Annotated in this window: 14 protein-coding genes; 9 read left to right on the forward strand and 5 right to left on the reverse strand. The window is 67.2% G+C overall.

Annotated elements, in window-relative coordinates; genetic code table 11:
• Positions 1-106 precede the first annotated feature (106 nt).
• The 3 genes from grxC to ACXMDP_RS03605 all read left to right on the forward strand — a co-directional run bounded on the left by grxC (position 107) and on the right by ACXMDP_RS03605 (position 2,531).
• On the forward strand, positions 107-397 hold the full coding sequence (grxC, locus tag ACXMDP_RS03595; RefSeq protein WP_094511805.1) for a glutaredoxin 3: 291 nt from the start codon (positions 107-109) through the stop codon (positions 395-397).
• Between the two features lie 3 nt (positions 398-400).
• Positions 401-1,417, forward strand: a complete 1,017-nt coding sequence (gene gshB / locus ACXMDP_RS03600) for a glutathione synthase (protein ID WP_259729148.1) — start codon at positions 401-403, stop codon at positions 1,415-1,417.
• Between the two features lie 97 nt (positions 1,418-1,514).
• A complete protein-coding gene (locus tag ACXMDP_RS03605; RefSeq protein WP_255100100.1) occupies positions 1,515-2,531 on the forward strand; it encodes a fatty acid desaturase family protein in 1,017 nt (338 codons plus the stop codon).
• Positions 2,532-2,672: 141 nt separating this feature from the next.
• On the opposite strand, the gene ACXMDP_RS03610 is transcribed toward ACXMDP_RS03605, so the two are convergent.
• Complete coding sequence (locus ACXMDP_RS03610; RefSeq protein ID WP_259729147.1) at positions 2,673-4,391, reverse strand: patatin-like phospholipase family protein; 1,719 nt, start codon at positions 4,389-4,391, stop codon at positions 2,673-2,675.
• A 41-nt stretch (positions 4,392-4,432) separates the two neighbouring features.
• Positions 4,433-5,857, reverse strand: a complete 1,425-nt coding sequence (locus tag ACXMDP_RS03615; RefSeq protein WP_259729146.1) for an isochorismate synthase — start codon at positions 5,855-5,857, stop codon at positions 4,433-4,435.
• A gap of 77 nt (positions 5,858-5,934) precedes the next feature.
• Here ACXMDP_RS03615 and menA point away from each other — a divergent pair, with 77 nt between their 5' ends.
• The 5 genes from menA to ACXMDP_RS03640 are packed head-to-tail and all read left to right on the forward strand — an operon-like array spanning position 5,935 to position 9,728.
• Positions 5,935-6,894 (forward strand): 2-carboxy-1,4-naphthoquinone phytyltransferase, encoded by a 960-nt coding sequence (menA, locus tag ACXMDP_RS03620; RefSeq protein WP_259729145.1) that lies wholly within the window; start codon positions 5,935-5,937, stop codon positions 6,892-6,894.
• Positions 6,876-7,991, forward strand: coding sequence for an o-succinylbenzoate synthase (locus ACXMDP_RS03625; protein WP_259729144.1), 1,116 nt, complete (start codon positions 6,876-6,878; stop codon positions 7,989-7,991). Before menA ends, ACXMDP_RS03625 begins: the two co-directional genes overlap by 19 nt.
• Before the next feature lie 18 nt (positions 7,992-8,009).
• Positions 8,010-9,254 carry an AMP-binding protein gene (locus ACXMDP_RS03630; protein WP_259729143.1) on the forward strand — a complete coding sequence of 415 codons (1,245 nt, stop codon included), beginning with the start codon at positions 8,010-8,012 and terminating at the stop codon, positions 9,252-9,254.
• A 25-nt stretch (positions 9,255-9,279) separates the two neighbouring features.
• Positions 9,280-9,546 carry a TM2 domain-containing protein gene (locus ACXMDP_RS03635; protein WP_094511789.1) on the forward strand — a complete coding sequence of 89 codons (267 nt, stop codon included), beginning with the start codon at positions 9,280-9,282 and terminating at the stop codon, positions 9,544-9,546.
• Positions 9,546-9,728 carry a hypothetical protein gene (locus ACXMDP_RS03640; protein ID WP_259729142.1) on the forward strand — a complete coding sequence of 61 codons (183 nt, stop codon included), beginning with the start codon at positions 9,546-9,548 and terminating at the stop codon, positions 9,726-9,728. The genes ACXMDP_RS03635 and ACXMDP_RS03640 overlap by 1 nt, the downstream gene beginning before the upstream one ends.
• On the opposite strand, the gene ACXMDP_RS03645 is transcribed toward ACXMDP_RS03640, so the two are convergent.
• Positions 9,725-10,186, reverse strand: a complete 462-nt coding sequence (locus tag ACXMDP_RS03645; RefSeq protein ID WP_259729199.1) for an acyl-CoA thioesterase — start codon at positions 10,184-10,186, stop codon at positions 9,725-9,727. The genes ACXMDP_RS03640 and ACXMDP_RS03645 overlap by 4 nt on opposite strands.
• Positions 10,187-10,478: 292 nt before the next feature.
• Here ACXMDP_RS03645 and ACXMDP_RS03650 point away from each other — a divergent pair, with 292 nt between their 5' ends.
• On the forward strand, positions 10,479-11,177 hold the full coding sequence (locus ACXMDP_RS03650; RefSeq protein WP_259729141.1) for a hypothetical protein: 699 nt from the start codon (positions 10,479-10,481) through the stop codon (positions 11,175-11,177).
• Between the two features lie 43 nt (positions 11,178-11,220).
• On the opposite strand, the gene ACXMDP_RS03655 is transcribed toward ACXMDP_RS03650, so the two are convergent.
• Together ACXMDP_RS03655 and ACXMDP_RS03660 are read right to left on the reverse strand one after the other, a co-directional pair.
• Positions 11,221-11,586 carry a DUF2752 domain-containing protein gene (locus ACXMDP_RS03655; protein ID WP_259729140.1) on the reverse strand — a complete coding sequence of 122 codons (366 nt, stop codon included), beginning with the start codon at positions 11,584-11,586 and terminating at the stop codon, positions 11,221-11,223.
• Between the two features lie 71 nt (positions 11,587-11,657).
• On the reverse strand, positions 11,658-12,842 hold the full coding sequence (locus tag ACXMDP_RS03660; RefSeq protein ID WP_259729139.1) for an NAD(P)H-quinone oxidoreductase subunit H: 1,185 nt from the start codon (positions 12,840-12,842) through the stop codon (positions 11,658-11,660).
• Positions 12,843-12,865 lie beyond the last annotated feature (23 nt).

Raw genomic sequence — 12,865 nt, forward strand, 5'->3', positions numbered from 1 at the left:
GCGTGGTGGATTCGACCGTATCAGCCGCGCCTGCTTGCCACGCCCGCGTCGGCGCTCCCCGACCGGGGCCGCTCCTAAGATCCAGCCAAAGCACCGGTCCAGCCTGATGGCGGCATCCCCCGCTCCCTCCTCCGCCAGTCCCAGCGTGGAGATCTACACCTGGCGGTTCTGCCCGTTCTGCATGCGCGCCAAGGCGCTGCTCGATCGCAAAGGGGTCGCCTACACCGAATACGGCATCGATGGCGATGACGCGGCCCGCGCCGCCATGGCTGACCGCGCCGATGGCCGCACCAGCCTGCCCCAGATCTTCATCGCCGATCGGGGCATCGGCGGCTGCGACGAGCTCCATGCCCTCGAACGCACCGGTCGCCTCGATCCCCTGCTGCAGGGAGCCTGAGGGGTGGGGGCCACAGCACGCACCCCGGCGCCCGCTTCCCAGCTCTTCGTCGTCGACCCCATCGAGCGGCTGCGGCCGGCCAAGGATTCCAGCGTCGCCCTGATGCAGGCGGCCCAGCGGGCCGGCCAGGAGGTGTGGGTCTGCACCATCGCCGAGCTGGCCGTGGAAGGTGAGCGGGCCGGCGCCGCTGGCCCCGGTTGCACGCCGCTGGTGCGCGCCCGCCCCGTCACCTTCGCCCCCATGCACCCCGACGGTGACGGCTGGCAGGTGCCCGATCCCTGGTTCAGCGCCGGGGAACCGCTCTGGTTGCCGCTCTGCGACTTCCCGGTGGTGTGGATGCGCAAGGATCCCCCCGTCGATGAAGCCTTCCTCTACGCCACCCTGCTGCTGGAGCGGGCCGAGCACCAGGGCGTGCGCGTGCTCAACCGGCCCGCAGCCCTGCTGGCCTGGAACGAGAAGCTCGGCGCGCTGCGCTTCAGCCACCTGATGGCGCCCTCGCTGGTGAGTGCCGATGCCGAGCAGCTGGCCGCCTTCGCCGCTCTGCACCACGAGGTGGTGCTCAAGCCGCTGGGGGGCCGCGCCGGCCAGGGCGTGGTGCGCACCGCCGCCGCCGCACCGGGCCTGCGTGCCCTGCTGGAGCTGGTCACCCACCAGCAGACGCTGCCGGTGATGGTGCAGGCCTTCCTGCCGGCCGTCACTGCCGGCGACAAACGCATCCTGCTGGTGAACGGTGAGCCGCTGGGGGCGATCAACCGCCGGCCCCTGCCCGGCGAGTTCCGCAGCAATCTGGCGGTGGGCGGCGCCCCTGAACCCACGGCCCTCAACGCCGCCGAAACCGCCATCTGCTCCGAACTGGCGCCGGTGCTACAGGCGGAAGGCCTGTTCTTCGTGGGCATCGATGTGATCGACGGCCGCCTGAGCGAGATCAACGTGACCAGCCCCACAGGCATCCGCGAGATCGAACGGCTGGGCGGTGTGCCCGTGGCCGATCTCACCATGGAGCGGCTTCTGAAGGCCTGAGGCCTGGCCATCCGCCAGGGCCAGTCCACCAGAGGAGCCGTTGCTGCTGATTCGTGGATCGGGTTTAGTCTCTGGGTCCATCTTCGCGACCGGAACCATGACGTCCGACGCCAGCCTGGTCCCGGGTAGCGATTCCAATCAGGACACCGGATTCAGTAAGGAGCAGCGTCGCGCTGACCGCCTGATGACCGAAGGCATCGAGGACCTGGTTCAGCCCTTGTTCAAGGTGAATCAAGGCCTCGGCTGGCTGCGTCTGTTCGCCCTGCTGGTGCCTTCGCTCGCCTGTCTGTGGATGTACTGGCAGGAACCCAGGTTGCTTCTGGCCCTGCCCTGGCTGGTGGCGAGCACGCTGCTCTACGCCTTCGTGATGATCAGCACCCACGACATCAGCCACTCCACCCTGCTTGACCTCGGTGACATTGAACAGGCCGTGGGCTGCGCGCTGAGCTGGCCGATCGGCTGGCCCTATCGCACCTACCGCAATCTGCATCAGCTCCATCACCGCATGAATGGGATGGACCTGCGCGACCCGGAGCGGCGGGAACCGTCCGAGGAGGAGGAGGCCAGGGCCGGTGCGCTTCGGCGTCTCCACTTTCAGCACCCCTTCTGGATCAGCGTGCTCGTGTTCGGCGGCCTGCAATTGATTGTGTCGATGTTCTGGTTCGGCTGGAAACTGCGTGACAGCCATTCACGCCTTGTCGCCGGCATGGTCAACGACCTGATCGGCATCCTGGTGGTACAAACCTGCATGTTCGCCTGGGCAATCAGCCAGGGCGAGGTGATCAAGCTGATCCTGATGCTGGTGGTGGTGGAGCGCCTCGTGGGCGGACTGATGCAGGTGCGCGGCATGATCGAGCACCACAGGCTCTGGCACGCCAACACCACCTATGAGCTCACTCAGCTGTACACCTCGCGCAACATTGCCGCCGGTCCGCTGGTGAACGTGCTGATGGGAGGCCTGCCGCATCACTCTCTGCATCACGCCTACCCGTCGATCCCCTACGACCGCCTACCCGAGGCCACGGCCATCGCAGAGAAGACACTGCTCAGCCATGGCAAGCCACCGCTGCCCAAGGTGGACAACTACATCGAGGGACTGGCCTTGCTGATGTGATGCCGTGCTTCACAACCCTGGCAGCAAGCGGGGCAGGAAGACCAGCACCAGTGGAATCCCGATCCGCTGGATGCCGATCCAATGGCCAAGCTGACTTGGTGTGTGGCTGATGGCTAAGCGCGCAGCGCTCGACCGACTCGCTCAGAGGCTGCTCGGCGTTTGGGGGGTGTTTCCCGAAGCGAGTGAACTGGGGAGTTGGCTGCGCGCATGGTTGTAGCCAGCTTCAAAGATCTGGCTGTAACTCTTCCATTCCATGAAGGGGTAGTGCCCGATCTCAGGCCTCAGAACCACATCGGCAAGCTGTTCCTGTGACTGGGAAGCAGCGTGGGAGGCACACATCATGGCGTTGATGATGGTTTTGCCGAGGGATGGTCTGCGCCGCTGCCGGTTCACACCATATTGATTGGCGGAATCTGGCTCTACATCCAGCGAGATGGCGATGATCCTGCCATCGGTCAGGTGCCGGGCCGGAGCGATGGGAAGATTATTCAGGATTCCGCCATCCACATGCAGTTCGCCAGTGGCATCTTCAACGGGTGGAAAGATTCCCGGCACTGACATGCTGGCGATCACAGCCGTGGGAATGTCGCCAGCCGTCCAGGCTTGAAGTTGATTGGTGGAGAGATTGGTGGAGAAACACTGCAGCACCAACCAGCTGTCTTGAATCATCGAGCAACCGAAGAAGGCGGCGAGCTCACGCTGGGAATTGGACAACGAAAACAGGGAGTCGCGGGGAATGGTGATGGTGTAGGGCTTGGCGTCGATGATCACTCGCTCGAGGTGTCCGAGGATTTGCTGCGCGGTCAGCTCAAAGGCTGCCAAGGAGGAAACGAGCGCTCCAATGCTCACGCCCATGACCATGTCGATGTCGTCCACCGGAAGTTCCTGTAGGGCCGCGATCGCTCCAACATGAGCAAATCCCCTGGCACCACCACCGCCCAGTACCAGAATGTTCTGGAGACGCAGCACCGTGCGGGCCAGCCGTTCCATATGGCTTTGCTTGGCCGCTTTGATGTTGAGCACGAAGGCAAAACTCTTGTTGCTGAACCAGCCCTGCGTGCTGGGGCAATCCTGCTCCATGGGCCAGAGCCGCACCAGAATCGCCTCCGAATCCATACGGCTGGGTAGATCGGCATGGTCAACGGTGCCATCACTGAGAATCACCAGCCGGTCGATCAACTTCTGATTCCTCCAGCTCACTGCCAGCGGATCGTCCGTGATCAACACCTGAAGATCACGCGCTTTGGTGGCTTCCGTCAGCTGGTGGTGAAGATCAGCCTCGCTGCTGCAATGACGTGTGATGACAGGACTTTCTAAGGCGATGGTTTTGCCCGCCTGGCTACGTAGATGGCTGGCCAGCTCCACCAGGACCTCGCGTGTGAGCAAGGACTCCGGGTGGACATTGTGTATCAGAATTGTATTGAGAGGAGATTGCCTTGGATCCCTGCCGATGGAGGCGGCTTCGGCCAGCGATGCCAACAGCTGAGTCTGAAAATCAGCCGATTGATGCAGCATCTGCTGGAGATCTTCCTTGCCGAACTGGAAGTACTTCAGATCGGTCAGCGCGATCGCAGAAGCGGATCGTGGCTGATCACAGAACAACCCGTATTCACCCACCAGATCCCCCTGCACCACTTTGCGGAAGCAGCAGGTTGTGTGCTCCAGTCCGCCGCTGAACAGGCCGAGAATTCCTGCTTCAATCACATAGGCGAAGTCGGCTGACTCCCCTTCTCGGAAGAGAAGATCGCCTTCTTTGATCGTGCCTGTCTGCGGGTTCAGAGCCTCGATGCAGCTGGATGGAATGCTTCTGAACATCCGGGAGTGTTTGAAGACCTTCTGCAGCCGCTCCCTCGTCGTCATCCCGTCTGTGCGGCACTGTTGAACTGCGTGTGATTATCCCTCTACCCCTGCAGGCTGCTACTGGCGGGCCTGCGTATGTGCGGGATCGCTGGATCCAGCGGCAGATTGAGTTGTTGTTGCAGGACACCCAGTTTCAGGGCCACTTCCTGCAGCTCCCGCTCCGGTTCCGAACCCCGCACCAGGCCCGCACCCGCCGTGAGTTCCAGCTGGTCACCGTGCAGGCGCCCGCTGCGGATGGCCACCCGCAGCTCGGCGTCACCAGCGCTGTCGATCCAGCCGATCGGGGCGGCGTAGTGGCCTCGTTCGAACGGTTCCAGGCTGCGCAGCCAGGCCATCGCTTCCCGCCGGGGGAGCCCCGCCACCGCCGGTGTGGGGTGCAGTGCCGCCGCTAGGGACAGCAACTGCTGGTCCCCGAGGGCTGCGGTGATGGGCGTGTGCAGATGCACCAGCTGGCCGTGTCGAGCCAGCCGCGGATGGCGCGGTCGCCGCGGCGACAGTCCGGCGCCAGCCAGCACCTCAGTGATCGCCTCCACCACCAGCTCGTGCTCGTGCCGGTCTTTGACGGATCGGCTGAGCTGGTCGGCCAGCGGCCCGCAGGGGGCAGTGCCGGCTAGGGCGTCGCTGCGCAGCTGGCCCTGGCGCACGGTCAGCAGCCGCTCCGGCGAGGCGCCGATCAGGGCTGCACCTTCCCGTTGCTGCCACAGGAAGCGACAGCTGCCGGGCTGATGGCGTCGCAGATGGGCCAGCAACTGGAGTGGATCCAGCGGGCGGTCGAGCTGCAACTGCTGCCGCACCGCCACCACCAGCTTGCGCAGCGCACCGCTCTCCACCAGTTCCAGGGCACGCGTCACCGCTTCGCGGTAGCCCGCTTCCCAGGGAGAACGGCTGGCGATGCCCGGGCCCCTGCCCAGGGGGAGCTCCGCCTCGTGATCCGTCGGCAGCTGTTCCAGACGGCGGGCCTGCTCCCAGAGCTCTTCGGCCATCGCTCGGGTGGTGACATCCCCGCCCAGATTGCGCTGCAACCTCAGCCAGCAATGGCGGCCCTGGCGGCTGAGTTGCCAGCGGGGCAGGACCGCCTCCACACCGGCTACACCATTGCCTTCCTGCAGCGGGCTGTCGAAGAAGGAGAAGGCCAGCAGCACCCGGGGCCGCGCCGCGGCGGGGCAGAACTGGGGCACCGTCACCAGCCGGCTCAGGCTCACGGCGCTGAACCGCTGGGCCATCTCGAAGCGGCGTGGACCGCTCAGAACAAGGCTGTTTGTGTGGCCCGTTGCCGCCAGGCAGAGCCCGGGGGCGCCATCCCAGAGGAAGCGGAAACGATGGCCATCTCCCAGGTGGGGGAGTAGCGCCAGCGGGTCCCGAGCGGGAATCGGCAGGGCCAGGCTGAGCACGCCCTCCTCCTCGAGCTGCCGTGCCCCAAGGGCGGCGGCTGCCAGCAGATCGGTGAAGGAAGGGGCGACCTGCACCAGGGGGAGGGCCGGGAGCGGCGGGCGGAAGCTGCTCAAATGTATGGGTCCTCTTCGGTCCGACGTCTCCGCTGCCCATGTCCGACCCCAAGGTCGTCGCAAGCCGTTACGCCTGCGCGGATCCCGCCCGTCGCCGGTTGTGGAAGGCAGCCATCAAGTGGCCGATGTATTCGGTGGCGGTGATGCCCGTGCTGCTGGCCGCTGGCTGGCTGGCCGGCCAGGGACAGGTTCCGCGCTGGGACCAGCTGCTGGGGTTCCTTGTGGCGGCTGTGCTCCTGCTCGGCTGGGAGAATCTGGCCAACGATGTCTTTGATGCCGATACCGGCGTGGACCGGCTCGGCAAGCCCCATTCAGTGGTGAACCTGACCGGCCGCCGCGACCAGGTGGCTGTGCTGGCCAATGGCTGCCTGGGGCTGGGTCTGGTCTTGATCGCCGTGGTGGCGGCCCGCAGCAGTCCGGCGGTGCTGGCGCTGGTGCTGGCCTGCTGCGGCCTCGGCTACGCCTACCAGGGGCCACCGCTGCGCCTGGGTTACAGGGGGCTGGGGGAACCGCTGTGCTGGCTGGCCTTCGGGCCGCTGGCCACAGCCGCCGCCCTGCTGGCACTCGCCCCCGCCGCGACGGCCACAGCGATCCCTTGGCGCACCGCCTTGCTGCTTGGCGGCGGGCCTGCCATCGCCACCACCCTGGTGCTGTTCTGCTCCCATTTCCACCAGGTGGCGGAAGACGCCGCCAATGGCAAGCACTCACCGGTGGTGCGGCTCGGCACGGCACCGGCGGCGGCGCTGGTGCCCTGGTTCGTGGCCCTCACCCTGGCGCTGCAGTGGGCGCCGGTGCTGCTGGGTCGCTGGCCGCTCACGGCCCTGCTCGGGGTGGTGGGCCTGCCGCCGGCCCGCGCCTTGATCCAGCTGCTGCGGGAGCACCACGCCGCCCCTGAGCGGATCACCAGCAGCAAGTTCCTGGCGCTTCAGTTTCAAGCCCTGAACGGACTCGGCCTGGCCTGTGGACTGGCGGTGGGGCCATGGCTGAGCCGCTGGTGACGCTGACCTGGCGGCCCTTCCGGCTGCCGTTGGCGCGTCCGCTCGTCACGGCCCAGGGCGCCATGGCCGAAAAGCACGGCTGGTTGCTGCGGCTCCAGGCCGAAGGCCCGGGCAACTCCAGCATCGACGCCTCCAGCCATGGCAGCACCAGCTCCGGCCTGGCCGCCCTGGCGGGCCTTGGCTGGGGAGAAGCGGCGCCGCTGTGTTTCACCCCAGTCACCGCCCAGGAGCGCCAGCGCTCGCTGGCCGCGGCGATCAAGGCCCTCGGCAGCGCTCTGCCCCGGCAGGAGCTGGAGGCGTCCCTGTCTTCCCTGCCGCCCGAGCTGGCTTTCGCACTCGGCCTGGCCCTGGCGGAAGCCGATGGGCTGCTGGGCGCGGCCGCCGGCGGCTGGCTGGCGGCGCCCCCTTCCGCCGTGCTCCTGCCGGCAGGGGAAGCGGCGGTGGCGGCGCTGGACGCGGCGCTCGATCGGCCGCCTGTGCCGCTCGAGCGGCCAGCTGCGCCGCCGTTCACCTGCAAGTGGAAGGTGGCCGCCGCTGGAGATGAGGTCGAGCGTGAGCTGCTGGAGCAGCTGCTGGCGCGCCTGCCTGCCGGCAGCCGCCTGCGCCTGGATGCCAACGGCGGCTGGGACCGCGCCACGGCCTGGCAGTGGGCCGACCGGCTGGCGGAGGATCCGCGCCTGGAGTGGCTGGAGCAGCCCCTGGCTCCCCCTGACCTTCCCGGCCTCATGGAGCTGGCACGGCGGGTGCCGGTAGCGCTGGATGAGTCGCTGCAGCTCGATCCCGCCCTGCGCCGCCACTGGCCGGGCTGGCAGGTGCGGCGCCCTGCCGTGGAAGGGGATCCCCGGCAGCTGCTGGCGGCGTTGCAGCAGGGCGACGGCGGCGCCAGTGCAGTGGTGCTGAGCACGGCCTTTGAAACGGGCATCGCGCAGCGGTTGATGGGGCATCTGGCGGCGCTGCAGAGCCGGAGCGCCACCCCCGCCGCTCCCGGCCTGGCGCCCGGCTGGGCGCAGGCCTCAGCGTTGTGCGCCGCCGATCCGGAAACCGTGTGGCAGGCGGCTGGCGCCGGCCAGCGGGCCGAGGGAGGCCATAGCTTGTGACGCCTGATCGGGCAGACGATGGCCCTCAGCATCGAAGTGCACGCCGAGGTGGCGCCTGAGCCGCAGGTGGCCCGGTTGCTGGCCGCCTGGCAGCGGGGGCAGCTGGTGGGGTTGTGTGCGGCAGGGGAAGGGGAAGAGCTGGTGGCAGCCATGGCCGGCTGCCCACCGCTGGCGGCGCCGGGGGTGGTGATCGGCAGCGGCGGCAGCCGTGGCGGGCGCCGCTGGTGCGTGCAGCCGCTGGCCCATCTGCAGGCTTCGGCCCGCGCCACGGCCGCCTGGCTGCAGGCCTTGGGCCTCGATCCCGCCGGCTGCCTGCAGCTCAATCCGCTGCCGCTGCAGCACACGAGCGGCCTGATGCCGGTGCTGCGTGCCCGGCAGTGGGGCGGCCAGTGGCGTTGGTTGCCGCCGCAGCTGCTGCGCGCGCCCGCTGAGCTGCCGGAGGCGGTGCCTCTGCCGACGGATCGTCCGGTGCTGCTGTCGCTGGTGCCCACCCAGCTGCAGCGCCTGTTGGCGGATCCGGCAGGGCGGCGTTGGTTGCGGGGCCTGGCAGTGATCTGGACGGGTGGGGCTCCCCTGGCTCCGGATCTGGCCGCCTGGGCCCGGCGCGAGGAGATCCGCCTCGCCCCTTGCTATGGGGCCACCGAAACCGCCGCCATGGTCACGGCGCTGCCGCCGCAGCGCTTTCTGGCCGGCGATGGGGGCTGCGGCCACCCCCTCGACGATGTGACCCTGCGCCTGAACCCCGCCAATGGCGCGATCGAACTGCGTTGCGGGCGGCTCAGCCCGGGCTGGCTGGCCGCCGACGGCAGCGGCCTGCGCCCGTTCGCTGAACCCGGCGGCGATGGCTGGTGGGCCAGCGGCGATGCCGGGCAGCTCACACCGGCCGGTCTGCAGGTGCTGGGCCGGCTCGACGGCGCCATCCACAGCGGCGGCGAAACCGTGTTTCCCGAGCAGGTGGAGCAGCGGCTGAAGCGGCTGGCCGCCGCCGCCGGCCTGCCGCTGGCGGATCTGCTGTTGCTGCCGGTGCGGGATCCTCTCTGGGGGGAGCGGTTGGTGGCCCTGGTCCGCCCGCTGCCAGTCGGAGCTGCTGCGCCGTTGCGCGAAGGCCTGATGGAGCTCGCCCGCCGCCTGCCGCCGGCCGAGCGGCCGCTGCACTGGTGGACCTGCACATCCCTGGCGCGCACCGCCACGGGCAAGTGGCAGCGGCCGCGCTGGCATGAATGGTTGCGGCAACAGCATGAAATCAACCCCGAACCCCGCTAAAGAGGGTGCGCGTTGACTGCCACCGATGGCTGACCTGACTGATTCCGAAATCGCCAACAAGAAACTGGTTGCAGGGCTGCTGGGGCTCTTTCTTGGTGCGCTTGGCATTCACAAGTTCATGCTCGGTTACACCAAGGCCGGCATCATCATGCTGCTCGTCACTGTGCTCACCTGCGGGTTCGGCGGCTTCGTGATGGGTGTGATCGGCCTGATCGAAGGCATCATTTATCTCGCCGCCACCCCTCAGGATTTCAAGGCCACCTATATCGATGCCCAGAAGGAGTGGTTCTGATGGCGAAGCAACGCGCCGGCACAGCACGTCGAGCCCTGCTGCTCGTGGTGCTTGGTGTGGGAGGCGTGGCCAGCGTCAGCCTGGCTCCCGGGCTCGCGCTGGTACCGCTCCATCCCCTCACCCTGATCGCTTCCCTGCTGCCGCTCCAGCTGGCGGGGCTGCTGTGGGTCTTCGGCCGCTAGCCCGGAGCGGACTCCGCTGGTGGTGTTGCCGGCTCCACTGGCGCTGCAGAAGCTGATGACGCAGCCGGTGCTGAGGCCGCAAGCCACCGTTCGACCGCTTCCGGTAGTGCCTGCCGTTGCCGGACCGTTGGATCGATCGCCACATGGCGCAGCCGGGCCCGCGCCACTTCACGCCCTTCAGAAGTGAAGCGAAAGGCCACCTCGAAGCTCGATGCCTCCAGGCGCTGCGGCTCCAGCCTGATCCGCAGGGGCGCGCCGCAGACGAGGGGCCGCCGGTAGTCGGCGTCGCAGTGCACCACCGGCAGCGCGCGGGCGGGCGTGGTGGCGGGGGTCGGAAAGATCTCTGCGGCCGCAATGCCGAAGCGCTCCAAGCTTTCCTCCCAGGCTTCGTGGCACCAGCGCAGCAACTGGTGGAACTGCATCACGCCGGCGGCATCGGTGTCGCCGAAGCGCACCATTCGCCGCAGCTCCAGCCAGTCGGCGGGATCCTGGCGGGTGCCGGGTTCCCCCACCTCCGGGTTGATCGCACCCTCCCCTGGCTGCACCACCTTCCTCCATCCATCCCGCCGTCTGACCATCCTGGTGGGCCGCCCCATAAAGCCGGCGTGGTGGTCAAGCCACGCACGCCGCCGGAGTGGCGGACGAGGCCTGCAGCGCCGTGTCGTGCTTGCTTGTGGGCGGGAGATTTCCGCCGTTCATGACAGGTCTGTTGTCGGCTGTGGTCACCACGACTACGTTCCCCTCAGTGCGTTGTTTTTTCTTTTGGCCGCCGAGATCGCTTACGAGCCGCCCAGCATCAACAAGGCCTGGGCGGCGTTTGTGGCCCACATCCCCACCATCCTGCTGATCTGGGTGGCCACCATCGTCATCGCTGTGATCGGCTTTGTCGTATCGGTGATCTTTTCGTTGATCGGAATCGGTCTGGCCGGCGGCAATACCGATGCTGAAGCCGTGGGGTCGTTGGCCGTTTGGCTGGGCAATCTCTCCCAGGTGCCGTTCGCGATCCTCTCCAATCTGGTGGGGGTGCTGTTCGTGGCCGTGCCCGCCATGCATTACGACAGCGGCGAGAACATTTCCTCTCAGGTGGCCTTCCGCGCCCTGCTGCAGCGGCCCTTGCGTTACCTCCTCGCCGGTGCGTTGTTTTCGGTCGTGACCACCGTGGGCTTCCTGCTCTGCATCCTGCCCGGTATTGCCGTGGCCTTGGTGACGCCGGTGTTCGTGAACAGGATCTTCCTCAGTGATCAGCCGATCGTGGAGGCCTTCGCGTCCTCGTTCCAGGCGGTGTATCGCTCACCGCGCGGTCGCACGTTTGCCGGCATCCAGCTGCTCACCTGGCTAGTGGTGCTGCTTGTTTCCGTCTGCACCTGTGGCCTCGGAGCTCTCGTGGCCGTGCCGGTGGGAACCTTCTACATCCAGAACTCCGCGTATCACCAGGGAGCCATCAGCTAGCTCCCCGGAAGCATCACGCCCATATCCGCTGAGGTGGAGTGGGCTACCCGCTTGGAAACGCAGGTAGACCGAGCCCGTAACTGAACACCATCCGTGCGGCCCAGTAGAGCAGCAATGCCGCGGCGGCCAGCACCAGATGACGTCCGTTCAGAGCCCGGGGCACCAGTTGACCACTGCGAAGCGCTGCCACCGACCACACCACCAGGGCGGCTGCGGCAAGCGGCCCGAAGCCGTGCAGCTGCACTGAGGTGGCCAGCTGGCCGTTCAGAGCGGCTGCCGTGGCACGGGTGAGGAAGCAGGTGGGGCAGGGAATTCCCGTGAGCGCCCGCAGCGGACAGGACAGTCCCGGCAGGCCGGCGTGCCAGCCCTTCAGCCAGAGGTAACCGGTGAGCAGGGCAGGAAGGGCCACCCCGCAGCGCCGCAGCTGATCGAGCCAGCGCTGGCGCCGGCTCCGCTGCAGATCACGGCGGCGGGAGCTGCTCAGCGATCCACTGAGCCCATGATCACGTCGATGGAGCCGAGGATCGCCATGATGTCGGCCACCTTGGCCCCGGTGAGGATGTGGGGCAGGATCTGGAGGTTGTTGAAATCAGCGGCGCGGATCTTCCAGCGCCAGGGAGTGACGTCGTCGTTGCCCATGATGAACACGCCCAGCTCCCCTTTGCCGGATTCCAGCCGCGCGTAGAGCTCACCACTAGGGATCTTGAAGGTGGGGGCCACTTTCTTGGCGATGTACTGATAGTCGAAGCCGAAGGATTCACCCCCCTTGCCCTCGCTCATGCGCCTGGCCTCCAGGTTTTCGGTGGGGCCGCCGGGGATTCCCTTGCAGGCCTGCCGCAGGATCTTGAGGGATTGGCGCATCTCCTCGATGCGCACCTGATAGCGCGCGTAGCAATCGCCTTCCGTGCGCCAGGCCACGTCCCAGTCGAAGTCGTCGTAGCACTCGTAGTGATCCACTTTGCGCAGATCCCAGGGCACGCCGGAGGCGCGCAGCATCGGGCCCGACAGGCTCCAGTTGATGGCCATCTCACGGCTGATCACGCCGAGGCCCTGGATCCGGCGCTTGAAGATCGGGTTGTTGGTGATCAGCTTTTCGTATTCGTCGATCTTTGGGCCGAAATAATCGAGGAAATCGAGGCACTTCTCCAGCCAGCCGTAGGGAAGATCGGCAGCCACGCCTCCGATGCGGAAGTAGTTGTTGTTGATCAGCCGCTGGCCGGTGGCCGCTTCCCAGAGGTCGTAGATCATCTCCCGTTCGCGGAAGATGTAGAAGAAAGGGGTCTGGGCGCCCACATCCGCCAGGAACGGGCCCAGCCAGAGCAGGTGGTTGGCGATGCGGTTGAGCTCCAGCATCAGCACCCGGATGTAGCTGGCCCGCTTCGGCACCGGGATGTCGGCCAGCCGTTCCGGCGCATTCACCGTGATCGCCTCGTTGAACATGCCGGCGGCATAGTCCCAGCGGCTCACGTAGGGCACGAACATCACGTTCGTGCGGTTCTCGGCGATCTTCTCCATGCCGCGATGGAGGTAGCCGATCACCGGTTCGCAGTCCACCACGTCCTCGCCGTCGAGGGTCACCACCAGCCGCAACACCCCGTGCATCGAGGGGTGGTGAGGCCCGAAGTTCACCACCATCGGCTCGGTGCGTGTTTCGAGCTGCGTCATGGCGCCGGGGCGGGCGAGCGATC

The sequence above is a fragment of the Cyanobium sp. ULC065 genome, assembly GCF_977927515.1.

What these genes read in the sequence shown, in the direction of transcription:
- ACXMDP_RS03625 (WP_259729144.1), top strand. Translation starts at nt 6,876, where the DNA reads ATGGCTGAGCCGCTGGTGACGCTGACCTGGCGGCCCTTCCGGCTGCCG.
- ACXMDP_RS03635 (WP_094511789.1), top strand. Translation starts at nt 9,280, where the DNA reads ATGGCTGACCTGACTGATTCCGAAATCGCCAACAAGAAACTGGTTGCA.
- ACXMDP_RS03605 (WP_255100100.1), top strand. Translation starts at nt 1,515, where the DNA reads ATGACGTCCGACGCCAGCCTGGTCCCGGGTAGCGATTCCAATCAGGAC.
- menA (WP_259729145.1), top strand. Translation starts at nt 5,935, where the DNA reads ATGTCCGACCCCAAGGTCGTCGCAAGCCGTTACGCCTGCGCGGATCCC.
- ACXMDP_RS03610 (WP_259729147.1), bottom strand. Translation starts at nt 4,391, where the DNA reads ATGACGACGAGGGAGCGGCTGCAGAAGGTCTTCAAACACTCCCGGATG.
- ACXMDP_RS03640 (WP_259729142.1), top strand. Translation starts at nt 9,546, where the DNA reads ATGGCGAAGCAACGCGCCGGCACAGCACGTCGAGCCCTGCTGCTCGTG.
- ACXMDP_RS03645 (WP_259729199.1), bottom strand. Translation starts at nt 10,186, where the DNA reads ATGGTGCGCTTCGGCGACACCGATGCCGCCGGCGTGATGCAGTTCCAC.
- grxC (WP_094511805.1), top strand. Translation starts at nt 107, where the DNA reads ATGGCGGCATCCCCCGCTCCCTCCTCCGCCAGTCCCAGCGTGGAGATC.
- ACXMDP_RS03630 (WP_259729143.1), top strand. Translation starts at nt 8,010, where the DNA reads ATGGCCCTCAGCATCGAAGTGCACGCCGAGGTGGCGCCTGAGCCGCAG.
- ACXMDP_RS03660 (WP_259729139.1), bottom strand. Translation starts at nt 12,842, where the DNA reads ATGACGCAGCTCGAAACACGCACCGAGCCGATGGTGGTGAACTTCGGG.